Source organism: Terrabacter sp. LjRoot27 (assembly GCF_964254175.1).
Classification (GTDB): domain Bacteria; phylum Actinomycetota; class Actinomycetes; order Actinomycetales; family Dermatophilaceae; genus Terrabacter.
This window is the reverse complement of sequence record NZ_CAXUSS020000001.1, coordinates 2,773,324-2,790,879: the sequence shown is the minus strand read 5'-3', so window position 1 is coordinate 2,790,879 and position 17,556 is coordinate 2,773,324. Positions and strand designations below refer to the sequence as shown.

Annotated in this window: 12 protein-coding genes and 1 riboswitch; of the genes, 8 read left to right on the top strand and 4 right to left on the bottom strand. The window is 73.2% G+C overall.

Translation table 11 applies throughout. The features are described 5' to 3' along the window. Nucleotides 1-49 precede the first annotated feature (49 nt). Both ACSQ2D_RS13005 and ACSQ2D_RS13000 read right to left on the bottom strand, forming a co-directional pair. Complete coding sequence (locus tag ACSQ2D_RS13005) at nucleotides 50-934, bottom strand: hypothetical protein (RefSeq protein WP_435986359.1); 885 nt, start codon at nucleotides 932-934, stop codon at nucleotides 50-52. Nucleotides 935-1,003: 69 nt separating this feature from the next. Next, complete coding sequence (locus tag ACSQ2D_RS13000) at nucleotides 1,004-1,699, bottom strand: DUF4232 domain-containing protein (RefSeq protein WP_435986358.1); 696 nt, start codon at nucleotides 1,697-1,699, stop codon at nucleotides 1,004-1,006. Nucleotides 1,700-1,836: 137 nt separating this feature from the next. Between ACSQ2D_RS13000 and hrpA the strand changes: the two genes are divergently transcribed. Continuing rightward, nucleotides 1,837-5,916: an ATP-dependent RNA helicase HrpA gene (gene hrpA / locus ACSQ2D_RS12995; protein WP_435986357.1), complete on the top strand. Its 4,080-nt coding sequence runs from the start codon at nucleotides 1,837-1,839 to the stop codon at nucleotides 5,914-5,916. Between the two features lie 83 nt (nucleotides 5,917-5,999). Then, a complete protein-coding gene (locus ACSQ2D_RS12990; RefSeq protein ID WP_435986356.1) occupies nucleotides 6,000-6,938 on the top strand; it encodes a proteasome assembly chaperone family protein in 939 nt (312 codons plus the stop codon). Nucleotides 6,939-7,026: 88 nt separating this feature from the next. Here the strand turns inward: ACSQ2D_RS12990 and ACSQ2D_RS12985 are convergent, their stop codons facing one another. Together ACSQ2D_RS12985 and ACSQ2D_RS12980 are read right to left on the bottom strand one after the other, a co-directional pair. After that, nucleotides 7,027-8,778 carry a DNA polymerase gene (locus tag ACSQ2D_RS12985; RefSeq protein WP_435986355.1) on the bottom strand — a complete coding sequence of 584 codons (1,752 nt, stop codon included), beginning with the start codon at nucleotides 8,776-8,778 and terminating at the stop codon, nucleotides 7,027-7,029. Then, the gene (locus ACSQ2D_RS12980) at nucleotides 8,771-9,937 is read right to left on the bottom strand and encodes a MalY/PatB family protein (protein WP_435986354.1); all 1,167 of its coding nucleotides are present in this window, start codon (nucleotides 9,935-9,937) and stop codon (nucleotides 8,771-8,773) included. The genes ACSQ2D_RS12985 and ACSQ2D_RS12980 overlap by 8 nt, the downstream gene beginning before the upstream one ends. 216 nt (nucleotides 9,938-10,153) lie before the next feature. Between ACSQ2D_RS12980 and ACSQ2D_RS12975 the strand changes: the two genes are divergently transcribed. From ACSQ2D_RS12975 to ACSQ2D_RS12950, 6 genes are all read left to right on the top strand, one after another. Then, nucleotides 10,154-10,852 (top strand): EcsC family protein, encoded by a 699-nt coding sequence (locus ACSQ2D_RS12975; protein WP_435986353.1) that lies wholly within the window; start codon nucleotides 10,154-10,156, stop codon nucleotides 10,850-10,852. A 116-nt stretch (nucleotides 10,853-10,968) separates the two neighbouring features. Continuing rightward, complete coding sequence (locus ACSQ2D_RS12970) at nucleotides 10,969-11,724, top strand: YkvA family protein (RefSeq protein WP_435986352.1); 756 nt, start codon at nucleotides 10,969-10,971, stop codon at nucleotides 11,722-11,724. A gap of 160 nt (nucleotides 11,725-11,884) precedes the next feature. After that, entirely contained in the window at nucleotides 11,885-13,429 is a 1,545-nt protein-coding gene (locus ACSQ2D_RS12965; RefSeq protein WP_435986351.1) for a DUF4192 domain-containing protein, read from the top strand. A 143-nt stretch (nucleotides 13,430-13,572) separates the two neighbouring features. Continuing rightward, nucleotides 13,573-13,688, top strand: a riboswitch (SAM riboswitch). A gap of 15 nt (nucleotides 13,689-13,703) precedes the next feature. Continuing rightward, a complete protein-coding gene (gene metX, locus ACSQ2D_RS12960) occupies nucleotides 13,704-14,966 on the top strand; it encodes a homoserine O-acetyltransferase MetX (protein WP_435986350.1) in 1,263 nt (420 codons plus the stop codon). Between the two features lie 164 nt (nucleotides 14,967-15,130). After that, nucleotides 15,131-15,529 (top strand): universal stress protein, encoded by a 399-nt coding sequence (locus ACSQ2D_RS12955; RefSeq protein ID WP_435986349.1) that lies wholly within the window; start codon nucleotides 15,131-15,133, stop codon nucleotides 15,527-15,529. Nucleotides 15,530-15,891: 362 nt separating this feature from the next. After that, a complete protein-coding gene (locus ACSQ2D_RS12950; RefSeq protein ID WP_435986348.1) occupies nucleotides 15,892-17,526 on the top strand; it encodes an RNA polymerase sigma factor in 1,635 nt (544 codons plus the stop codon). Nucleotides 17,527-17,556 lie beyond the last annotated feature (30 nt).

Genomic DNA, 17,556 nt, shown 5'->3' with positions numbered 1-17,556 from the left:
GCGCGTTCCGTGCCTCGGTCCACTCGGACCGCGGGGCGATGGTGCGGGCTCAGCGCACGCGGCTCCACGTCGAGTCGGTGACCTTGCAGTCGACGGACCGGGTGCCGACCGCGGTCGCCAGCACGGTGTCGCCGACCGAGATGGTGCATCGCATCGGCTGGCTCCCCCGGTAGCCGTAGTCGTCGGCCGACACCGAGAGGTAGGCGTCGTCGGTGGCGACCGGCACGTCCACGGCATACGGCAGCACCCGGTTGCTGAGGTTGCTCGTCCCGTCGGGCGTGAAGAGGCGTACGTCCGCGGTGCGGCCGGGCCCCTGGAGCTCGACGCGCACCGACGTCACGGTCGCCGGCACCTCCGCGACGGAGGACGCCGGCACGGAGACCTCGGTGGCGACGAGGGGACGGTCGGCCGGGTCGGAGGAGTCCGCGCCGTCACCGTCATCGCCACCGACGAGGCGGCTCAGCGCGAACCCGACGACCACGGGTAGCAGCACGAGGGCCCCGACGACGAGGATGACGCCGCGCGCGACGCCGGACGTCCTACGGCCCGAGGGACGGGCAGGTGGGGTGGAGGACGGCGAACCACCCTGACCCGAGGGGCTGCCCACTCGCGGCGCAGTCTTCGGGCGAGACGCTGCGGGGGACGGTGCGGAGCCGGCGCGGCCCTTGGTGCGGCTACGCCTGCGGGTGCCCCGCGCGGGCTTCGGGGGCGGCGTGGCCGCGGGGTCGTCGAACGCCGAGAACCGGTCGGAGGTCGGGTCCGGCATCGGCGCGGCCGACGGTGCAGGCGGGATCGCAGACCCTGACGGCGCAGGCGGGATCGCCGATCCCGAGGACGCAGGCTGCAGGACCGAGCCGTAGTCGTCGGCGAGCGGGTCCGAGCTGATCGGGTCGACGGTGGCCGACGACGGGTCGGTCGGAGGATGGTTGGTCACGGCGGAGCCCCTGTTCGTGGTGACGGTCCGCCCATCCAACCACCGGGCCCACCCCGCGTGGTGGGCTGGTCAGTCGGCGCCGGGCCTCCAGCCGCCGACCCTGATCTCCGTGCCGTCGACGATGTCGACGGGCGAGGTCGGGTCGAGCGGCACGGCCACGGGTGACGACCCCTCGGTGACGACGATCGTCATCGACGCGGTCTGCTCGACACCGGCGGCAGCGAGGTCACCCCGCCACCCGAGGTCGACGTGGGCGGTGTCGCCGGGGTCGAGGGGCACGGTCTGCGCGCTCGCCGTCTCGGAGTCGTGCATGCGACCGCGAGGGTTGGCGAAGACCGTCCCGGACGGTCCGCGCGCGGAGACGACCGCGTACCCGGTGAGCACGCACGGCACCCGGCCGGCATTCGTGACGCGCACGCGCATCTGGCGGTACCCCAGTGCGGGGTCGACCGGGCTCGCCGCGACGTCGAGCCGGCTCGGCTGGCACGGCCCGTCCGGGAAGGGAGGCGCCGCGTCGAGGTCTCCCGTCGGTGCGCTGGGGCTCCCTCTCGGCGGCAGCACGAGCGGCGGCTCGGTGGGCAGCGCCGTCGGCGTCTGCCCGGTCGGTTGCTCGGTGGCCGGTGGGGCGGTCGCGTCGAGGGTGGGCTCGGGCGGCGGGCTCGCGCAGCCGGCGACGAGGACGGCGACGAACGCGAGGGCTGCCACGGCCGCGAGGGATCCGGTCCGCGTCCTGGCTGCCGCCCCGTGCACGCCGGTCGCTCCCATGCCTCCACGCTAGGCGAGGGCCGGGCTGCGTCGACCCGGTCCCACGAGTCCTCGACGAGGTCTTCACCGTCACCACACGGTCCGCGGCCGGGATATCCGTTCGGAGCCGGCCTCGTGGCCCGCCTATCCTGTCGAGCATGTCCGACGAGCCTGCGACCGCACCCGCGCGCTCGCGGCCACCCCGTCGGAGAGGACGCCGACGCCCGGCCGGCGCCGCGCCGACGCCGTCGACGTCTGCAGCCCCGGGAACGGCTGCTCCCCAGGCATCCGGCGATCGCCCTGACCGGCCCGACCGCCCTGACCGGCCCGACGACCGGGGGAGGCGCGACCACGGCCGTGCCGGGGCCCCTCCCCGCCAGGGCGGCCGCACCCTGACACCCGAGCAGAGGGAGGCCCGGCGCGCTGCGCGCGCCGCCACGGTCCCTCCCATCACCTATCCCGAGCACCTGCCCGTCGTCGAGCGCCGCGACGACATCGCCGCGGCCATCCGGGACCACCAGGTCGTCGTCATCGCGGGTGAGACCGGGTCGGGCAAGACGACCCAGATCCCGAAGATCTGCCTCGAGCTCGGGCGCGGCCTCGACGGCGTCATCGGGCACACCCAACCCCGGCGCATCGCTGCCCGTGCGGTCGCCGAGCGGCTCTCCGAGGAGCTCGCCGTCGAGCTCGGCACCGCCGTCGGCTACCAGGTGCGCTTCACCGACCAGAGCAGCCGCGACACCCTCGTCAAGGTCATGACCGACGGCATCCTGCTCGCCGAGATGCAGCGCGACCGCGAGCTGCGCCGCTACGACACGATCATCATCGACGAGGCCCACGAGCGCAGCCTCAACATCGACTTCATCCTCGGCTACCTCAAGCAGCTGCTGCCTCGGCGCCCCGACCTCAAGGTGATCATCACCTCGGCGACGATCGACCCCCAGCGGTTCGCCGAGCACTTCGCAGACCCGACCACGGGCGAGCCGGCGCCGATCATCGAGGTGTCCGGCCGCACCTTCCCCGTCGAGATCCGCTACCGCCCCCTCGTCGACCCCGACCGCCCCGACGCGGAGGAGCGCGACATGGTGACCGGAGTCTGCGAGGCGGTCGAGGAGCTGTGGACCGAGCGACACTCCGGCACGAGCAGCGACATCCTCGTCTTCTTCTCCGGCGAGCGGGAGATCCGCGACGCGGCCGACGCCCTCAACGGGATGAAGCTGCCGGTCACCGAGGTCGTCCCGCTCTACGGGCGGCTCTCGGCGGCCGAGCAGCACCGCGTCTTCTCCTCGCACACCGGCCGGCGGATCGTCCTGGCCACCAACGTCGCCGAGACCTCCCTGACGGTCCCGGGCATCCGCTACGTCATCGACACCGGCACGGCGCGCATCAGTCGTTACAGCCAGCGCACCAAGGTCCAGCGCCTTCCCATCGAGCCGGTCAGCCAGGCGTCGGCCAACCAGCGCTCGGGTCGCTGCGGCCGCGTCTCCGACGGCATCGCGATCCGCCTCTACTCCGAGGACGACTACGACAGCCGTCCCGAGTTCACCGACCCCGAGATCCTGCGCACCAACCTCGCGTCCGTCATCCTCCAGATGACGAGCCTCGGGCTCGGCGACATCGCGCGCTTCCCCTTCGTCGACCCGCCCGACAGCCGCCAGATCACCGACGGCGTCCGGCTGCTCGAGGAGCTCCAGGCCTTCTCGCCCGAGGACGACGAACCCGCCGCAGCGCGGGGGAGGCGACGTCCGGGACGCCGCCTGACGGCATACGGCCGCACCATCGCGATGCTGCCGATCGACCCGCGCCACGCCCGCATGGTCATCGAGGCCGACCGGCGCGGCGTGCTCCGCGAGGCGCTCGTCATCGTCGCCGCGCTCTCGATCCAGGACCCGCGCGAGCGCCCCCAGGACAAGCAGGAGCTCGCGAACGCCTCGCACAAGCGCTTCGCCGACGAGACGAGCGACTTCGTGACGTGGCTCAACCTCTGGGCCTACCTCAAGGAGCAGCAGCACGAGCTGAGCAGCAGCGCCTTCCGACGGATGTGCAAGGCCGAGTTCCTCCACTACCTGCGCATCCGGGAGTGGCAGGACCTCCACAGCCAGGTCAAGCAGGCCGCCAAGCAGGCCGGTCTGGACCTCAGCCGGGGCAGCACCCACGTGGCGCAGGGCGAGGTCGACGTCGACGCGATCCACCAGTCGCTGCTCGCCGGCCTCCTCTCGCACGTCGGCGTCCGTGACGAGCAGAAGCGGGAGTATGCCGGTGCGCGCGGCACGAGGTTCGGCATCAGCCCCGGGTCGGCGCTCTTCCGCAAGCAACCCCAGTTCGTCATGGCCGAGGAGCTCGTCGAGACGAGCCGCCTGTGGGCGCGGGTCAACGCCCGCATCGACCCCGTGTGGGCCGAGCAGCTCGGCGAGCACCTCGTCAAGCGGCAGTACTCCGAGCCGCGCTGGTCCGGCAAGCGTGGCTCGGCCGTCGCGACCGAGCGGGTCACGCTCTACGGCGTCCCGCTCGTCGTCGGGCGGGTCGTCGGGCTGGGCAAGGTCGACCCCGAGCTCGCGCGCGACCTCTTCGTCCGGCACGCCCTCGTCGAGGGCGACTGGCACACCGAGCACGCCTTCCTGCGCGAGAACGCCGCGCTCGTCGAGCGGCTCGGCGAGCTCGAGGCCCGCACCCGACGCCGCGACATCGTCGTCGACGACAGCACGCTGATCGCCTTCTACGACAAGCGCATTCCCGCCGACGTCGTGTCGGGGCGCCACTTCGACACGTGGTGGAAGAAGGCCCGACGACAGACGCCGGACCTGCTGACCTTCACCGAGGAGCTGCTGCTCCGCGAGAGCGCGGGCAGCATCGCCGACGAGGACCACCCGACGACGTGGACCCAGGGGGAGAACGTCCTGGCCGTGACCTACCAGTTCGAGCCGGGGTCGGCACAGGACGGCGTCACCGTCCACATCCCCGTCGAGCGCCTCAACCAGGTGACCCCCGACGGCTTCGACTGGCAGGTCCCCGGGTTCCGCGAGGAGCTCGTCACGGCGCTGATCCGCAGCCTTCCCAAGGGGATCCGCCGCAACCTCGTCCCCGCGCCGGACCACGCCCGCGCCGTCCTGCCCGAGCTCGACCCGACCTCCGGCCCGCTCCTCGTGGCGCTCGCGGCCGTGCTCCGGCGCCGCGCCGGTGTCGCGGTGACCCCGGCGGACTTCGACGTCGAACGCGTCCCCGCGCACCTGCAGGTCACCTTCAGCGTCGACGGGGTGGACGGTCGCCCGGTCGCCACCGGCAAGGACCTCGAGGCCGTCCGCGACACCGCAGCGCCGCAGCTGCGCCGACAGGTCAGCCGCGCGGGCTCCGGTCTCGAGCGCACCGGGCTCACCTCGTTCCCCGACGAGGGCGTGGCCGAGTCCTTCGAGAGCGCGCAGGGCGTCCACGGCTGCCCGGCCCTCGTCGACACCGGCTCGGCCGTCGACCTCCGGGTGCTCCCGACGCGTGCCGAGGCCGACGCCGAGCACCGCCTCGGCGTGCGACGGCTGCTGCTGCTCGGCATCTCGCCGCCGTGGAAGCAGATCCTCGCCCGGCTGACCAACACCCAGAAGCTCGCCCTGGGCCACAACCCGCACGGCAGCGTCCCGGCCCTGCTCGACGACTGCCTGGCCGCGGCCATCGACGCGATCCGCGACGACGCCGTCACCGACCGGTCCGACCACACGGTGCGCACCCGGGAGGACTTCGAGTGGGCCCTGTCGGCCGTGCGCACCCACACCACCGCCAAGGTCGTCCAGGTCGTCGGGCTCGTCGAGCCGATCCTCGCCAAGCACCTCGCCCTGACGAACCGGCTCGCCGAGCTCGACCGGTCGAGCAACCCGGCCGTGCGGCCGATGCTCGCCGACGTCCGGGCCCAGCTGCGCGAGCTCGTGCGTCCCGGCTTCGTCGCCGACACCGGGCTGCGCCGCCTGCCCGACCTCGACCGCTACCTGCGGGGCATCGCCCACCGGCTCGACAAGGCACCGGCCAACCTGGCACGCGACGCCCAGGCGCTCGAGCAGGTCGACCTCGTCGAGGGCCGCTACGCGGACCTGCTCGACGCGCTACGGCCCGCCCAGCGCGGCGCCGCCGCCGTCGTCGACATCGGCTGGATGATCGAGGAGCTGCGGGTCTCGCTCTTCGCGCAGACGGTCGGCACGGCATACAGCGTCTCGCCGCAGCGCATCCTCAAGGCGATCGCCAAGGTGGACGCCTGACCCGTCCCGCGCCCACCGGTGGGGAATCATGGGATGCAGCGGAGCGTTGCACGAAGGACCCCGTACGACGAAAGGCCAGACCCGTGCAGGACCCGACCGAGCTCTTCCAGTTCGAGAGCGACACCTCACCGAGCCAGCTCCAGCAGCTGCAGGCGTCGGTGCTCGTGGTCGCCCTCGGCGGATTCATCGACGCCGGCCACACCCAGCGACTGATGGCCGACCACATCCTCGAGACGCACGAGTCGCGCGTCATCGCCTCCTTCGACGTCGACCAGCTGCTCGACTACCGCGGCCGCCGTCCCGTCATGGTCTTCGACCGCGACCACTGGAGCAGCTACGACGACCCGAGCCTGCTGCTGCACCGCGTCGTCGACAAGGAGGGCGTGCCCTTCCTGCTCCTCGTCGGCCCCGAGCCCGACTACCAGTGGAACCGCATGGTCGAGGCGACCTCGATGCTCGTCAAGGCGTTCGGCGTCGACCTCACCGTGAGCGTCCACGGCATCCCCATGGCCGTGCCGCACACCCGCCCCCTCGGCGTGACCGCCCACGGCACCAACCCGCGCCTCGTCACCGGCAACGACCCGGCCTTCGGCACGGTCCAGGTGCCGGCGAGCTTCTCGTCCCTGCTCGAGCTGCGGCTCGGCGAGGCGGGCCTCGACGCCATCGGCTTCGCCGTCCACGTGCCGCACTACCTCGGCCAGAGCGAGTTCGCCGACGCGGCCGTGCTCGGACTCGAGCGGGTGCGTGCGGCGACCGGCCTCGACCTCGACCTGCGCGAGCTCGCCGCGACCGCCGGGCTCAACCGCGCCGAGATCACCCGGCAGATGGAGGAGTCCGACGAGATCACCGCGGTGGTGCACGCCCTCGAGCAGCAGTACGACACCTTCCTCGAGGGTCGCCAGCAGCGCAACCTGCTCGCGACCGACCTCTCGGACCTGCCGACCGCCGACGAGATCGGCGCCGAGTTCGAGGCGTTCCTCAAGGACGTCACCGAGGACGAGTCCGGCGACGACCGGAGCTGACGCAGTCATCACGAAGGCGGGTCCGACCAGCTGGTCGGGCCCGCCTTCGTGGTGCTGGGGCCGCTCGCGCCCGGCCGGCCGCCTCGGGTCAGGCCTTGGCCTCGCTCCAGCGACGGACGACCGAGGTGTCGGCGACGAACCGGACCTCGTCGGTGCCGGCCCACGTGCGCGCCGCACTCGTCAGCGTGCCCTCGACGGCGGCCGCCGCGGCCGCCGCGTGCTGCTCGGGCACGTGGACGAGCAGCTCGTCGTGCAGGCACAGCACGATCTGGCCGCCGAGCGGGCGCACCGCGTGGCGCACCGTCGCCGCCCAGGCCTTGAAGAGCTCGGCGGCCGAGCCCTGGATGATCGCGTTGCGCGCGTAGCGTCCCCGCGCTCCGTCCGCGCCCGTCGCCGAGAACTCGGCGCTCCCCGAGGGCTCGGGCGCGCCCGGCTCGAGCGCAGGCACGGGCACTCCGCCGAAGCGGATGAGGCGGCCACCCCACGTGCGCACCGGACGACGCGCGACCCCGTCGGCGTAGGCCCGGTCGAGCAGGCTCATGGCCACGGGATAGGCCCGCTCGAGGTCCTTGAGGGCCTCGCCCGCCGCACCGGAGCGCTGGCCGTACATGGCTGCGAGCACGGCGACCTTGGCCCGCGGCCGGTCGGCCCCGAGCTTGGCGGCGACGGGAGCGTAGAGGTCGTCGGCCCTGGTCGCCTCGGCGAACGCCCGGTCGGCGCTGACGACGGCGAGCACCCGCGGCTCGATCTGGCCGAGGTCGGCGCGGACGAAGACGTGACCCGGGGCGGCGCAGATCGCGGGGCGCAGGGGAGCGGGGAGGTTGTGCAGGCCGTTCTGCGCCGTCATGCGCCCGGCTGCCCCGTCGCACGCGGTCCATCCGCCGCGGAGCCGGTCGTCGGCGCCGACGTGGTCGTCGAGCCAGCGGTAGCCGTAGGTGGTCGCGATCCGCTCGTCCTTGCGCCACCGCAGCAGGGCGTCGACGAGGGGGTGCGTGTGCCGGTAGGGCTCGAGCACCCAGGCGCGCGTGTTGGGCACGTCGACGCCGACGGAGAGGAGCAGGTCGCGCACCTGGCCCGGGTTGCGCAGGTCGGTGCGCTCACGGCCGGGGGCGAGGCGCAGCACGACGGCGTCGCGCTCGGCCCGGATGCGCGCCGCGTCGGCCTCGTCGTGCGGACGGGCCCCGGCCGACGCCGCGATGAGGTCCTCGGCGGCGGGGCGGTCGACGGGCAGCCCGTCGCGCTCGAGCTCGAGGCAGAGCACGGCCGCCGCGGACTCGGACCACACGGTGCGCTCGAGGCGGCCGACGTGGACGCCGCCGAGGCGGGCGAGGGCCTCGAGCTGCGCCGACCGGCAGTCGAGGGCCAGCACCGCCAGCTCACGCAGCCGGGCGTCGTCGGTGGCCCACGCGAGGGCGTCGGCACGGAGGTGGCCGGCGGCGGTCAGCAAGGACACGTCCTCGCCGGCCGCGACGTCGAAGAGGTCGCCGTCGAACCCGCTGAGCCGGGGCGAGCGAGGCGCCGGCACGTCGGCCTCGTCGAGCCCGCGGCACCCAGCCACGACGTGACCGGGTGTGGCCCACCAGCCGCCGTGGATGATCCGGTGCGCCTCCGCCAGGTCCCACGTGCGGGACACGTCGACCCCGGCCGCGACGACGCCCGTCAGGGTCGACGCGGCCGACCAGACGACCCAGCGCGGGCCCAGACGCGACGTCGTGTCGACGAACCGCCGCACCACGTCGCCCAGCGGCCACGCCTCGTCGACACCGGGCCCCACGGCATACGCTCCCTGGAGGCCGACCACGAGCGCGACGAGCGGCGGACCGGAAGCCTTGTCAGTCAAGGCAGCCCGCGATTCGCTCGATCGCCTCGCGGAGGATGTCGGGCGAGGTCGCGTAGTTGAGCCTCGCGTGTCCCGCACCGCCGGAGCCGAAGATCGGCCCGGGGGAGAGCGCGACGCGTGCGCGCCGCAGCACCTCACCCGCCGGGTCGTCGCCGAGCCCCAGCCCCGAGAGGTCGAGCCACGCGAGGTAGGTCGCGTCGGGCACGACGAGACGGGCGCCGGGCAGCTGCTCGGCCACGAGGTCGGTGAGCAGACGGCGGTTCGCGTCGAGCTCGCCGACGAGACGGTGCACCCACTCGCGGCCGTCGCGGTAGGCGGCCGTCTGCGCGATGACGCCCAGGTGGCTCGCGCCGAACGTCACCCACGGGTGCAGCCGGCGCACGTCGTCGACGGCCTCGGCGCCGGGGACGATGATCGCGGCCTTGAGCCCGGCGAGGTTCCACGCCTTGGAGGCCGACGTGACGGTGACGCCGCGCTCGGTGCCCGCGACGGTGAGGTAGGGCGTGAACGTGCTCGACGGCAGGACGAGCGGACCGTGGATCTCGTCGGAGACCACCCGGACGCCGCGCTCGTCGGCGACCCGGGCGAGGGCCTCCAGCTCGTCGGGCGTGTGCACGGTGCCGGTCGGGTTGTGCGGGTTGGAGAGAAGGTATGCCGCCCGGTCGCCCCGCGCGGTCACCTCGGCGAAGACGTCGGCGAGACGGTCGAGGTCGAGCCGGTGGTCGGGGCCGAGCGGCGCCTCGACGACCGTGCGCCCGCACGCCTCGATGACCTCGTAGAAGGCGTTGTAGACGGGCGGGCTGACGACCACCGGACCGCCCGGGTCGGTGAGGAGGCCGAGCAGGTGGGTCACGCCGGTCAACACGTCGGCCACCCGTGTCGTCGTGTGCGCGTCGAAGCCCCAGCCCCACTCGGCGTCGGCGAACGCGGCGATCTCGGCGGCATACTCCTGCGTCAGGGCGTAGCCCGTGTCGCCCCGGGCCACGGCGGCGCTCACGGCGTCCACGACGGCCGGGCACGGCGCGCAGTCCATCTCGGCGATCCACATCGGGATGACGTCGGGGTCGTAGCGTCCCCACTTCACCGATGTGCGGTCGCGCCGGAGGTCGGCCAGCGGCACGCCGAAGATCGTCGCGCTGCTCCCGCGGCTCTCACCCATGGGATCGACCCTACGAGAGCCAGCCGACGTCGTCTCCCGCGGTCCCCGGGCGACTCGACTGGGTACGAGGGTGCCACGAGCGACCCGGGCGGCATACGGTGTCGTCGGCGGCGAATCGACAGCCGCCACACAGGGACGACGGACGAAGGGGTGGAGCCGGTGGGCATCTTGGGTTGGGGCAGGGACGAGACCGTCGAGGCATCGGACGCGACCGCCGTGAAGCTGCGGACGGCGAAGGACGCCGGCGCGCTCGAGCGTGCTGCCATGCCCGCCGAGGGAGGGCTCTCGGGAGCCGCGACCCGGCTGGTCGAGCGCCTCCTCGACGTCGGCATCGACGGCCAGGGCCCGTTCGACCCGGCCCACGAGATCGCCGCCAACGCGCTCAAGCACGCCCGGGGCGACAGCGACCAGGCGCTGCGGATCATCGTCCGCGACCACCGGCAGCTCGGCGCCGTCGGTGGCTTCGTCACGGGTCTGGGCGGCTTCTTCACGATGCCCATCTCGCTGCCGGCCAACGTCCTGGAGTTCTACCTGCTGGCCACGCGCATGACCGCGGCGACCGCCAAGGTGCGCGGCTACGACATCGACCAGCCCGAGATCCGCTCCGCGATCCTGCTGACCCTCGCCGGCGCCGACAGCGACGACCTCCTCAAGAAGGCCGGCCTGCAGGCCCCCGGGGGCAAGCTGTCGTCCGTCGCCCTCGACCGTCTGCCGGCCCCGGCGCTCATGGTCCTCAACAAGGCCATCGGCTTCCGCCTGCTCGGTCGCATCGGGCAGGGCACCTTCGCCCGGCTCGGTCGCCTCGTGCCCGTCGTCGGCGGACTCATCGGCGCGGCGGTCGACGTCTACATGCTGGGCCGCATCGGCAAGCAGGCCGCCAAGGAGTTCCCTCCCGTCGAGACGTTCGGTCGCTGACCGCCCCGACGGGAACGCCTGACCCGTGATGAGCCCGTGATGAGCCCCGAGATCACCGTTCCGCATCGCCGTCCGCGCCGGGGAATCGCCCCGGGCGGCCGTTCGTTGGGTCAGGCATGAAGAGCGCGTCCCGCATCAAGATGGCCGCGACCGTCGCGTCGGTCGTGCGTGCCTCCACGCGCCCCGGCGCCCCGAGCCTCCCCGAGCGGGTGCAGGCCGTGCCGCGCCTCGTGCGCGCCACGCGCGACGGGTCGTATGCCGGCACGACCCTCAAGCGACTCGGGCTCGTCGCGGGTGCGGTCGTCTACGTCGCCTCGCCCGTCGACCTGCTGCCCGAGGCGGTCCTGCCCGTCATCGGCGCGGCCGACGACGCCGTCGTCATCTCGTGGGCGGTCAAGGCCTTCTTCGAGGAGACCGAGCGCTTCATCGCGTGGGAGGCCGGTCAGGGACTGCACCCTCCGCGCTCCCGGCGGGGGCCCGCGCCGTGGGCGCCCGCGAGCGGTGTCCCGTCGGACGCGTCACGGGCCACCGTTCCCGGTGTGCCCCTGGGTGGGGAGCAGGACGCGCAGACGCGTGCGTGGACCGGAGAGTTCGAGGACGGCCTCCGCCGTGACCGCGACACCACCGGTGCCGCAGCGCCCGGCCGCATCGCCGGACGCGTCACGCGCGTCACCGGCTCGTTCCGCCGGCCGGGTGGTGCCCGGGGTGGGAGCGGCAGCACCGCGACCGGTGCCGGGAGCGCGAGCGGGCCCGATGGGCCGGGGGGGCCCGGTGGGCCCGGTGGCGACGAGCGGGTGCGCCTGCCCGAGGGCACGCGCCAGGCGGCGACCGACTACGTGCTCGAGTCGGTCCGCAAGCGCCTCGAGCGCTGAGCACCCGGGGCGGCCGCCCCGGGGGCCGGAGGGCCTGAGGGGCTGAGAGGTGGCGTCCTTCGGAGGACGTCGATCCACACCCCCTTCCGGGGGAGGGCAGTGGTCCACAGGCGCGCGGTCGGGTCTGTCGGCCGCCACGCTCGGTGGACAGGCTCGGGACATGCCGAAGATCTCACTGTCCGGGCCGGCCGAGCTGCTGACCGTCATCCCCTTCCACCTCGGCTTCCAGCCGACGCGGAGCGTCGTCGTCGTGTGCTTCCACGGCAAACGGCTCGGGCTCGTCGCCCGGCTCGACCTCGTGGACGAGACCCTGGCCCCCGAGGCCGTCGCCCAGACGCTGCCGACCCTCCTGCAGGGCTCTCCGTCGTCCGTGGCCCTCGTGGGTTTCGAGGACGACGAGGACGAGTCCCTGCCGCTGCTCGAGGCCCTGGCCGCCGGGGTCGAGTCCGAGCGCGTGGTCGTCCGGGAGCGGCTCGTCGTGCGCGACGGACGGTGGCGCTCCGTGGGCTGCGACTGCTGTCCCGACGAGGGGTGGCGCCTCCCCGAGCAGGCCGACGTGCCCGCGGTCGCGAGCTACGTCGCCCTGGGTCACGCCGTGCTGCCGGACCGCGACGAGCTCGCGCGGCTCGTCGCCCCGCTGGACTTCTCGGAGCCCCGGCACGACCTGGCGGTCGCGGCCATCGAGGACTGGCAGCGTCGGTATGCCGCCGCCGGCGGGCCGATCTCCGAGAAGCCCGACCCGCCCGGGCGCCGCCGGGGCCCGCGACGTCGCATCCGCCCGGTCGAGCTGCGTCTGGGGCTCCTCGACGGCGGCGAACCGACACCCCGGCAGTTCCTCGTCAACGAGTCCCTCGTGGCCTGGGGCGGGGTGCTGCGCGGCGAGATCGAGGGTTTCGGCGTCGAGCACTGGCTGCCGTCCCTCGTCGGACCGCTGCGGGACCGCGAGGTCCGTGACGCCCTCATGAGCTGGCTGTGCCCGGGCATGCTCCCGACCGACACCTGCTCCGACGACGTCGCCGTGCTGCTCGAGCTCCTGCTCGGGCCGGACGTGCGCATGGCCCCGGCCTCGGGCGATCTCGACGACGTCCCGTGGCCGTCCGGGCGGACCGGTGGTGGTGGGGCGACAGGCCGCGGGGTAGGCGCCGACGTCGGGGCCCGACTGCCCGACCCCGACCGTGACGCCCTGCGCGCCCTGCGCGAGCTGCTGGCCCGCGAGGCCGCTGCGGCTGGGACGGGTCCCGGTGGGGACGGCAGCGAGCACGCCGACGAGGAGGGTGACGAGGTGCCCGAGAGTGACGCTTTCGCGGCCCGCCGCGCACTGGACGAGCGAGACGAGCTCGGGGAGATGGACGAGCTGGACGAGCTGGACGCGCTCGACGCGCTCGCCGGCCTGCTCGAGCGGGTCGAGCGCGAGGCGTGGGACGGCATCGACGGGCCGGCAGGCGAGCCCGGCTGGGACGACTGGGACGGGGCCGCGACGCCCCGGTTGCTCCTGTCGCGCCTCGAGCAGGTGTGTCGCCTCACCCCGGCGGCCCACGCTGCTCCGCTGCTGTCGGTCGTCGCCTCGCTCGCCTGGTGGTGCGGCGACGGCGCGCGTGCCGGTGTCGCGGTCGACCACGCCCTGGCGCTCGAGCCGGACCACTCGCTGGGCACGCTCGTGCGAGACGCGCTCGACCACGGCCTCCGGCCCCGCCGGTGTGCCTGACCCAGCCGCGCTCGACCACGGCCTCCGGCCCCGCCGGTGTGCCTGACCCAGCCGCGCTCCGGCGTGGCGGGTCCGCGGCGCGGGAGTCCATGTCGTGGACCGGTCGATCTCGTCGGGCGGAGGCCTCGCGTATGGTTGGACCAGGTCATGAGTACCAGCGACAAGCCCCGGCTCGCTGGTCGGCAACCCTCCTTCGCGGTGGGGTGCCCCGGGTGAGGACCAGGCCGCACCTGTCCCCGGGTGTGCGCAAGCGCGAGGACCGAGGAGTACCCCGATGACCGTCACCCACCGGAAGCAGAGCACGCGCCGACCCGCGCGGCTCGCGACCGCTGGCACCGGCCAGACCGGCGACGCAGCAGCAGCGCCCGCCCGTGCAGCGACGAGCCACGTCGACCCGATGACCCCGGGGCCGCGCCGGCCCGACGGCGCCTGGCGCGACGGGGACCCCGTCGGTCGGCGCCAGTTCGCCGACATCGGCGAGGTGGAGCTCGAGCGCGGGGGCATGCTGCCCGACGTCCGCATCGCCTACGAGACGTGGGGCCGGCTCAACGACGCCGGCGACAACGTCATCCTCGTCGAGCACGCACTGACCGGCGACAGCCACGTCATCGGCGAGGCCGGTGACGGACACGCCTCGCCCGGCTGGTGGAACGCCCTCATCGGCCCCGGCGGCCCGGTCGATCCCGACCGATGGTTCGTCATCGCGTCCAACGTCCTCGGCGGCTGCCAGGGCAGCACCGGCCCCGCGAGCCCCGCACCCGACGGTCGGCCGTGGGGGAGCAGGTTTCCCTACGTCACGGTCCGCGACCAGGTCGCCGTCGAGCGCCGCCTCCTCGACGGGCTCGGCATCCGCCGCCTCGCAGCCGTCGTCGGCGGGTCGATGGGCGGGATGCGCGCGGTGGAGTGGGCCGTGTCGCACCCCGACGACGTCGACCGCTGCATCGTGCTCGCGTCGACCGCGTACGCCACCGCCGACCAGATCGCCTGGTGCCAGCCGCAGCTGCTCGCGATCCGCAACGACCCGGACTTCGCCGGGGGCGACTACTACGAGGGCCACGCGCGTCCCGACACCGGCCTGGGCCTCGCCCGGCGCATCGCCCACATCACCTACCGCACCGAGACCGAGCTCGGCTCGCGCTTCGGACGCGAGGCCCAGCTCGGCGAGGACCCGCTGCGTGCGGGTGACCGCGGACGGTTCGCCGTCGAGTCCTACCTCGACCACCACGCAGGCAAGCTGGCCCGGCGTTTCGACGCGAACTCCTACGTCGTGCTGACCGAGGCGATGAACTCCCACGACGTCGGGCGCGACCGCGGCGGTCTCGAGGCCGCCCTCGAGCGCGTGCGCGCCGACTGCACGATCGTCTCGGTCGACACCGACCGCCTCTACCCGCCCCGGCTCTCGGACGAGCTTCACGCGGCCCTTCCCGGGTCGCGGCGCGCGCACATCACCTCCGAGTTCGGGCACGACGGCTTCCTCATCGAGGAGGACCAGGTGGGTCGCATCGTCCGCGACGCGCTCGAGCGCCGTCGCGACTGAACCCTTCTGCGGCCCGGGCGGGTTCGCAGATCCGTGCCGAGGCCACGGCCCCGTCGTGCGCGCCGCCGACGACGCGGCGAGACTTCGCGCGGGACGCGCCGGACGTCGCGTTATCGGGTACGGTGCGAGCACTGGTTGTTTCCGTCCCAAGGAGGTCCGGGAAAGTGGCCATCGTCGTTGGTTATGTCGCCACCAAGGAAGGTCGCGCGGCGCTCAAGCGAGCCGCCGAGGAGTGCGTCCTGCGCGGAGCGAAGCTCGTCGTCATCAGCTCCCACCGGGGTGGCAAGGACTTCGACGCGAACGAGGCCAGCCAGTTCGAGAGCGAGCTCAGCCGCGTGCAGGCGCTCCTCGAGGACAAGGGCCTGGAGCACGAGGTGCGCCAGCTCGTCCGGGGCAACGACCCCGCCGAGGACCTCATCTCCGTCGCCGAGGAGGAGAAGGCCGACTTCATCGTCATCGGCCTGCGTCGCCGCAGCCCCGTCGGCAAGCTCATCCTCGGATCCAACGCGCAGCGCATCCTGCTCGACGCGAGCTGTCCCGTGCTCGCGGTCAAGGGCGACTGACCTTCCTGGCAGGCCTCCCGAGCCCTTCCTGCGGGCCCGTCTACCCGCGCCCGGCCTCCGTCCCGGTGGCCCGGAGAGCGGCCGTCAGGGCCTGGTCCGGCGCGCGGGTTCGACGTGCGTTCGCTCGGAGGGCGTGCGCCGTTTTATAATGTCCGAGTACCGGATCGCACGAGGCGCACCGAGAGCTCGAAACAGGGATCGACTCCGACAGGCCAAGCTCTTCCGGCACCAACCCCCATTCTCGTTCGTTGTGATGGTGCATGCCCGGATTCGGGTCGATCATCTGACGAGACCTGCGACGAAAGGCGACTGCATCCGTGCCTAAGGCAACAACCGCTGGAGCTCCCAAGACCCTGCCGAAGGTGTTCCAGCACGAGGCGATCATGCAGCTCCTGGTCAAGGGCAGCACCAGCGGCACCATCACCGGGACGGAGATCGCGCGTGCCCAGGTCGATGCAGGACTCGACCTGAAGCAGATGAAGCCGGTCCTCACGACCCTCGAGGCCCACGACATCGAGATCGTCGTCGACGCGCCGCACTCCAGCACGACGAAGAAGACCCGTACAGGGACCAAGGGAGGCACTGTGGCCACCGCACGCAGCACCACCGCCGCGGCGACGAAGTCCGCGACGCGGACCACGACCGCGACGACGAAGACCGCCGCCAAGAAGGCGACGGCCAAGGCAGCGCCGGCCCGGGCCGCCGCAGCCACCGACGACGAGGCAGCTGCCGCGCCGAAGGCGGCCGCAGCCAGGACGGCCAAGAAGGCCGCCACCAACGCGGGTGTCGCCAAGGCGGCTGCGAAGCCCGCAGCCAAGAAGACGGCCACCCGCAAGACGGCGGCGAAGAAGGTCACGACGTCGGCCGACGGCACCGTCGTCGCCGGTGACGCCGAGCCCGAGGACGCCCCGGTCGGCGAGCTCGAGGAGGTCGTCGTCGAGCCCGTCGACGTGGACGACGACGCCGAGGACGGCGACGAGGCCACCCCGGCCGCCGCGGCGAAGACCGAGGAGACCGAGGAGTCCGGCTTCGTCATCCGTGACGACGACGAGGACGACGCCCCGGCCCAGCAGGTCGTGACCGCCGGCGCCACCGCCGACCCGGTCAAGGACTACCTGAAGCAGATCGGCAAGGTCGCCCTCCTCAACGCCGAGCAGGAGGTCGAGCTCGCGAAGCGCATCGAGGCCGGCCTGTTCGCCGAGGAGAAGCTCAACTCCGGCGACAAGATCGACATGAAGCTCAAGCGCGAGCTGTGGTGGATCGCCCAGGACGGCAAGAAGGCCAAGAACCACCTGCTCGAGGCCAACCTGCGACTCGTCGTCTCGCTCGCCAAGCGCTACACCGGTCGCGGCATGCTCTTCCTCGACCTCATCCAGGAGGGCAACCTCGGCCTCATCCGTGCGGTCGAGAAGTTCGACTACACCAAGGGCTACAAGTTCTCGACCTACGCGACGTGGTGGATCCGCCAGGCGATCACCCGCGCGATGGCCGACCAGGCTCGCACCATCCGCATCCCGGTGCACATGGTCGAGGTCATCAACAAGCTCGCCCGCGTGCAGCGTCAGATGCTCCAGGACCTGGGCCGCGAGCCCACCCCGGAGGAGCTCGCCAAGGAGCTCGACATGACCCCTGAGAAGGTGGTCGAGGTCCAGAAGTACGGCCGCGAGCCCATCTCCCTGCACACCCCCCTCGGCGAGGACGGCGACAGCGAGTTCGGTGATCTCATCGAGGACTCCGAGGCGGTCGTCCCGGCCGACGCCGTGAGCTTCACGCTCCTGCAGGAGCAGCTGCACTCGGTGCTCGACACGTTGTCCGAGCGCGAGGCCGGCGTCGTCTCGATGCGCTTCGGCCTGACCGACGGCCAGCCGAAGACGCTCGACGAGATCGGCAAGGTCTACGGCGTGACGCGCGAGCGCATCCGCCAGATCGAGTCCAAGACGATGAGCAAGCTGCGTCACCCGAGCCGCAGCCAGGTGCTGCGCGACTACCTCGACTGAGGTCGCGCCGCGCCGGCCGGTCCGGCACCG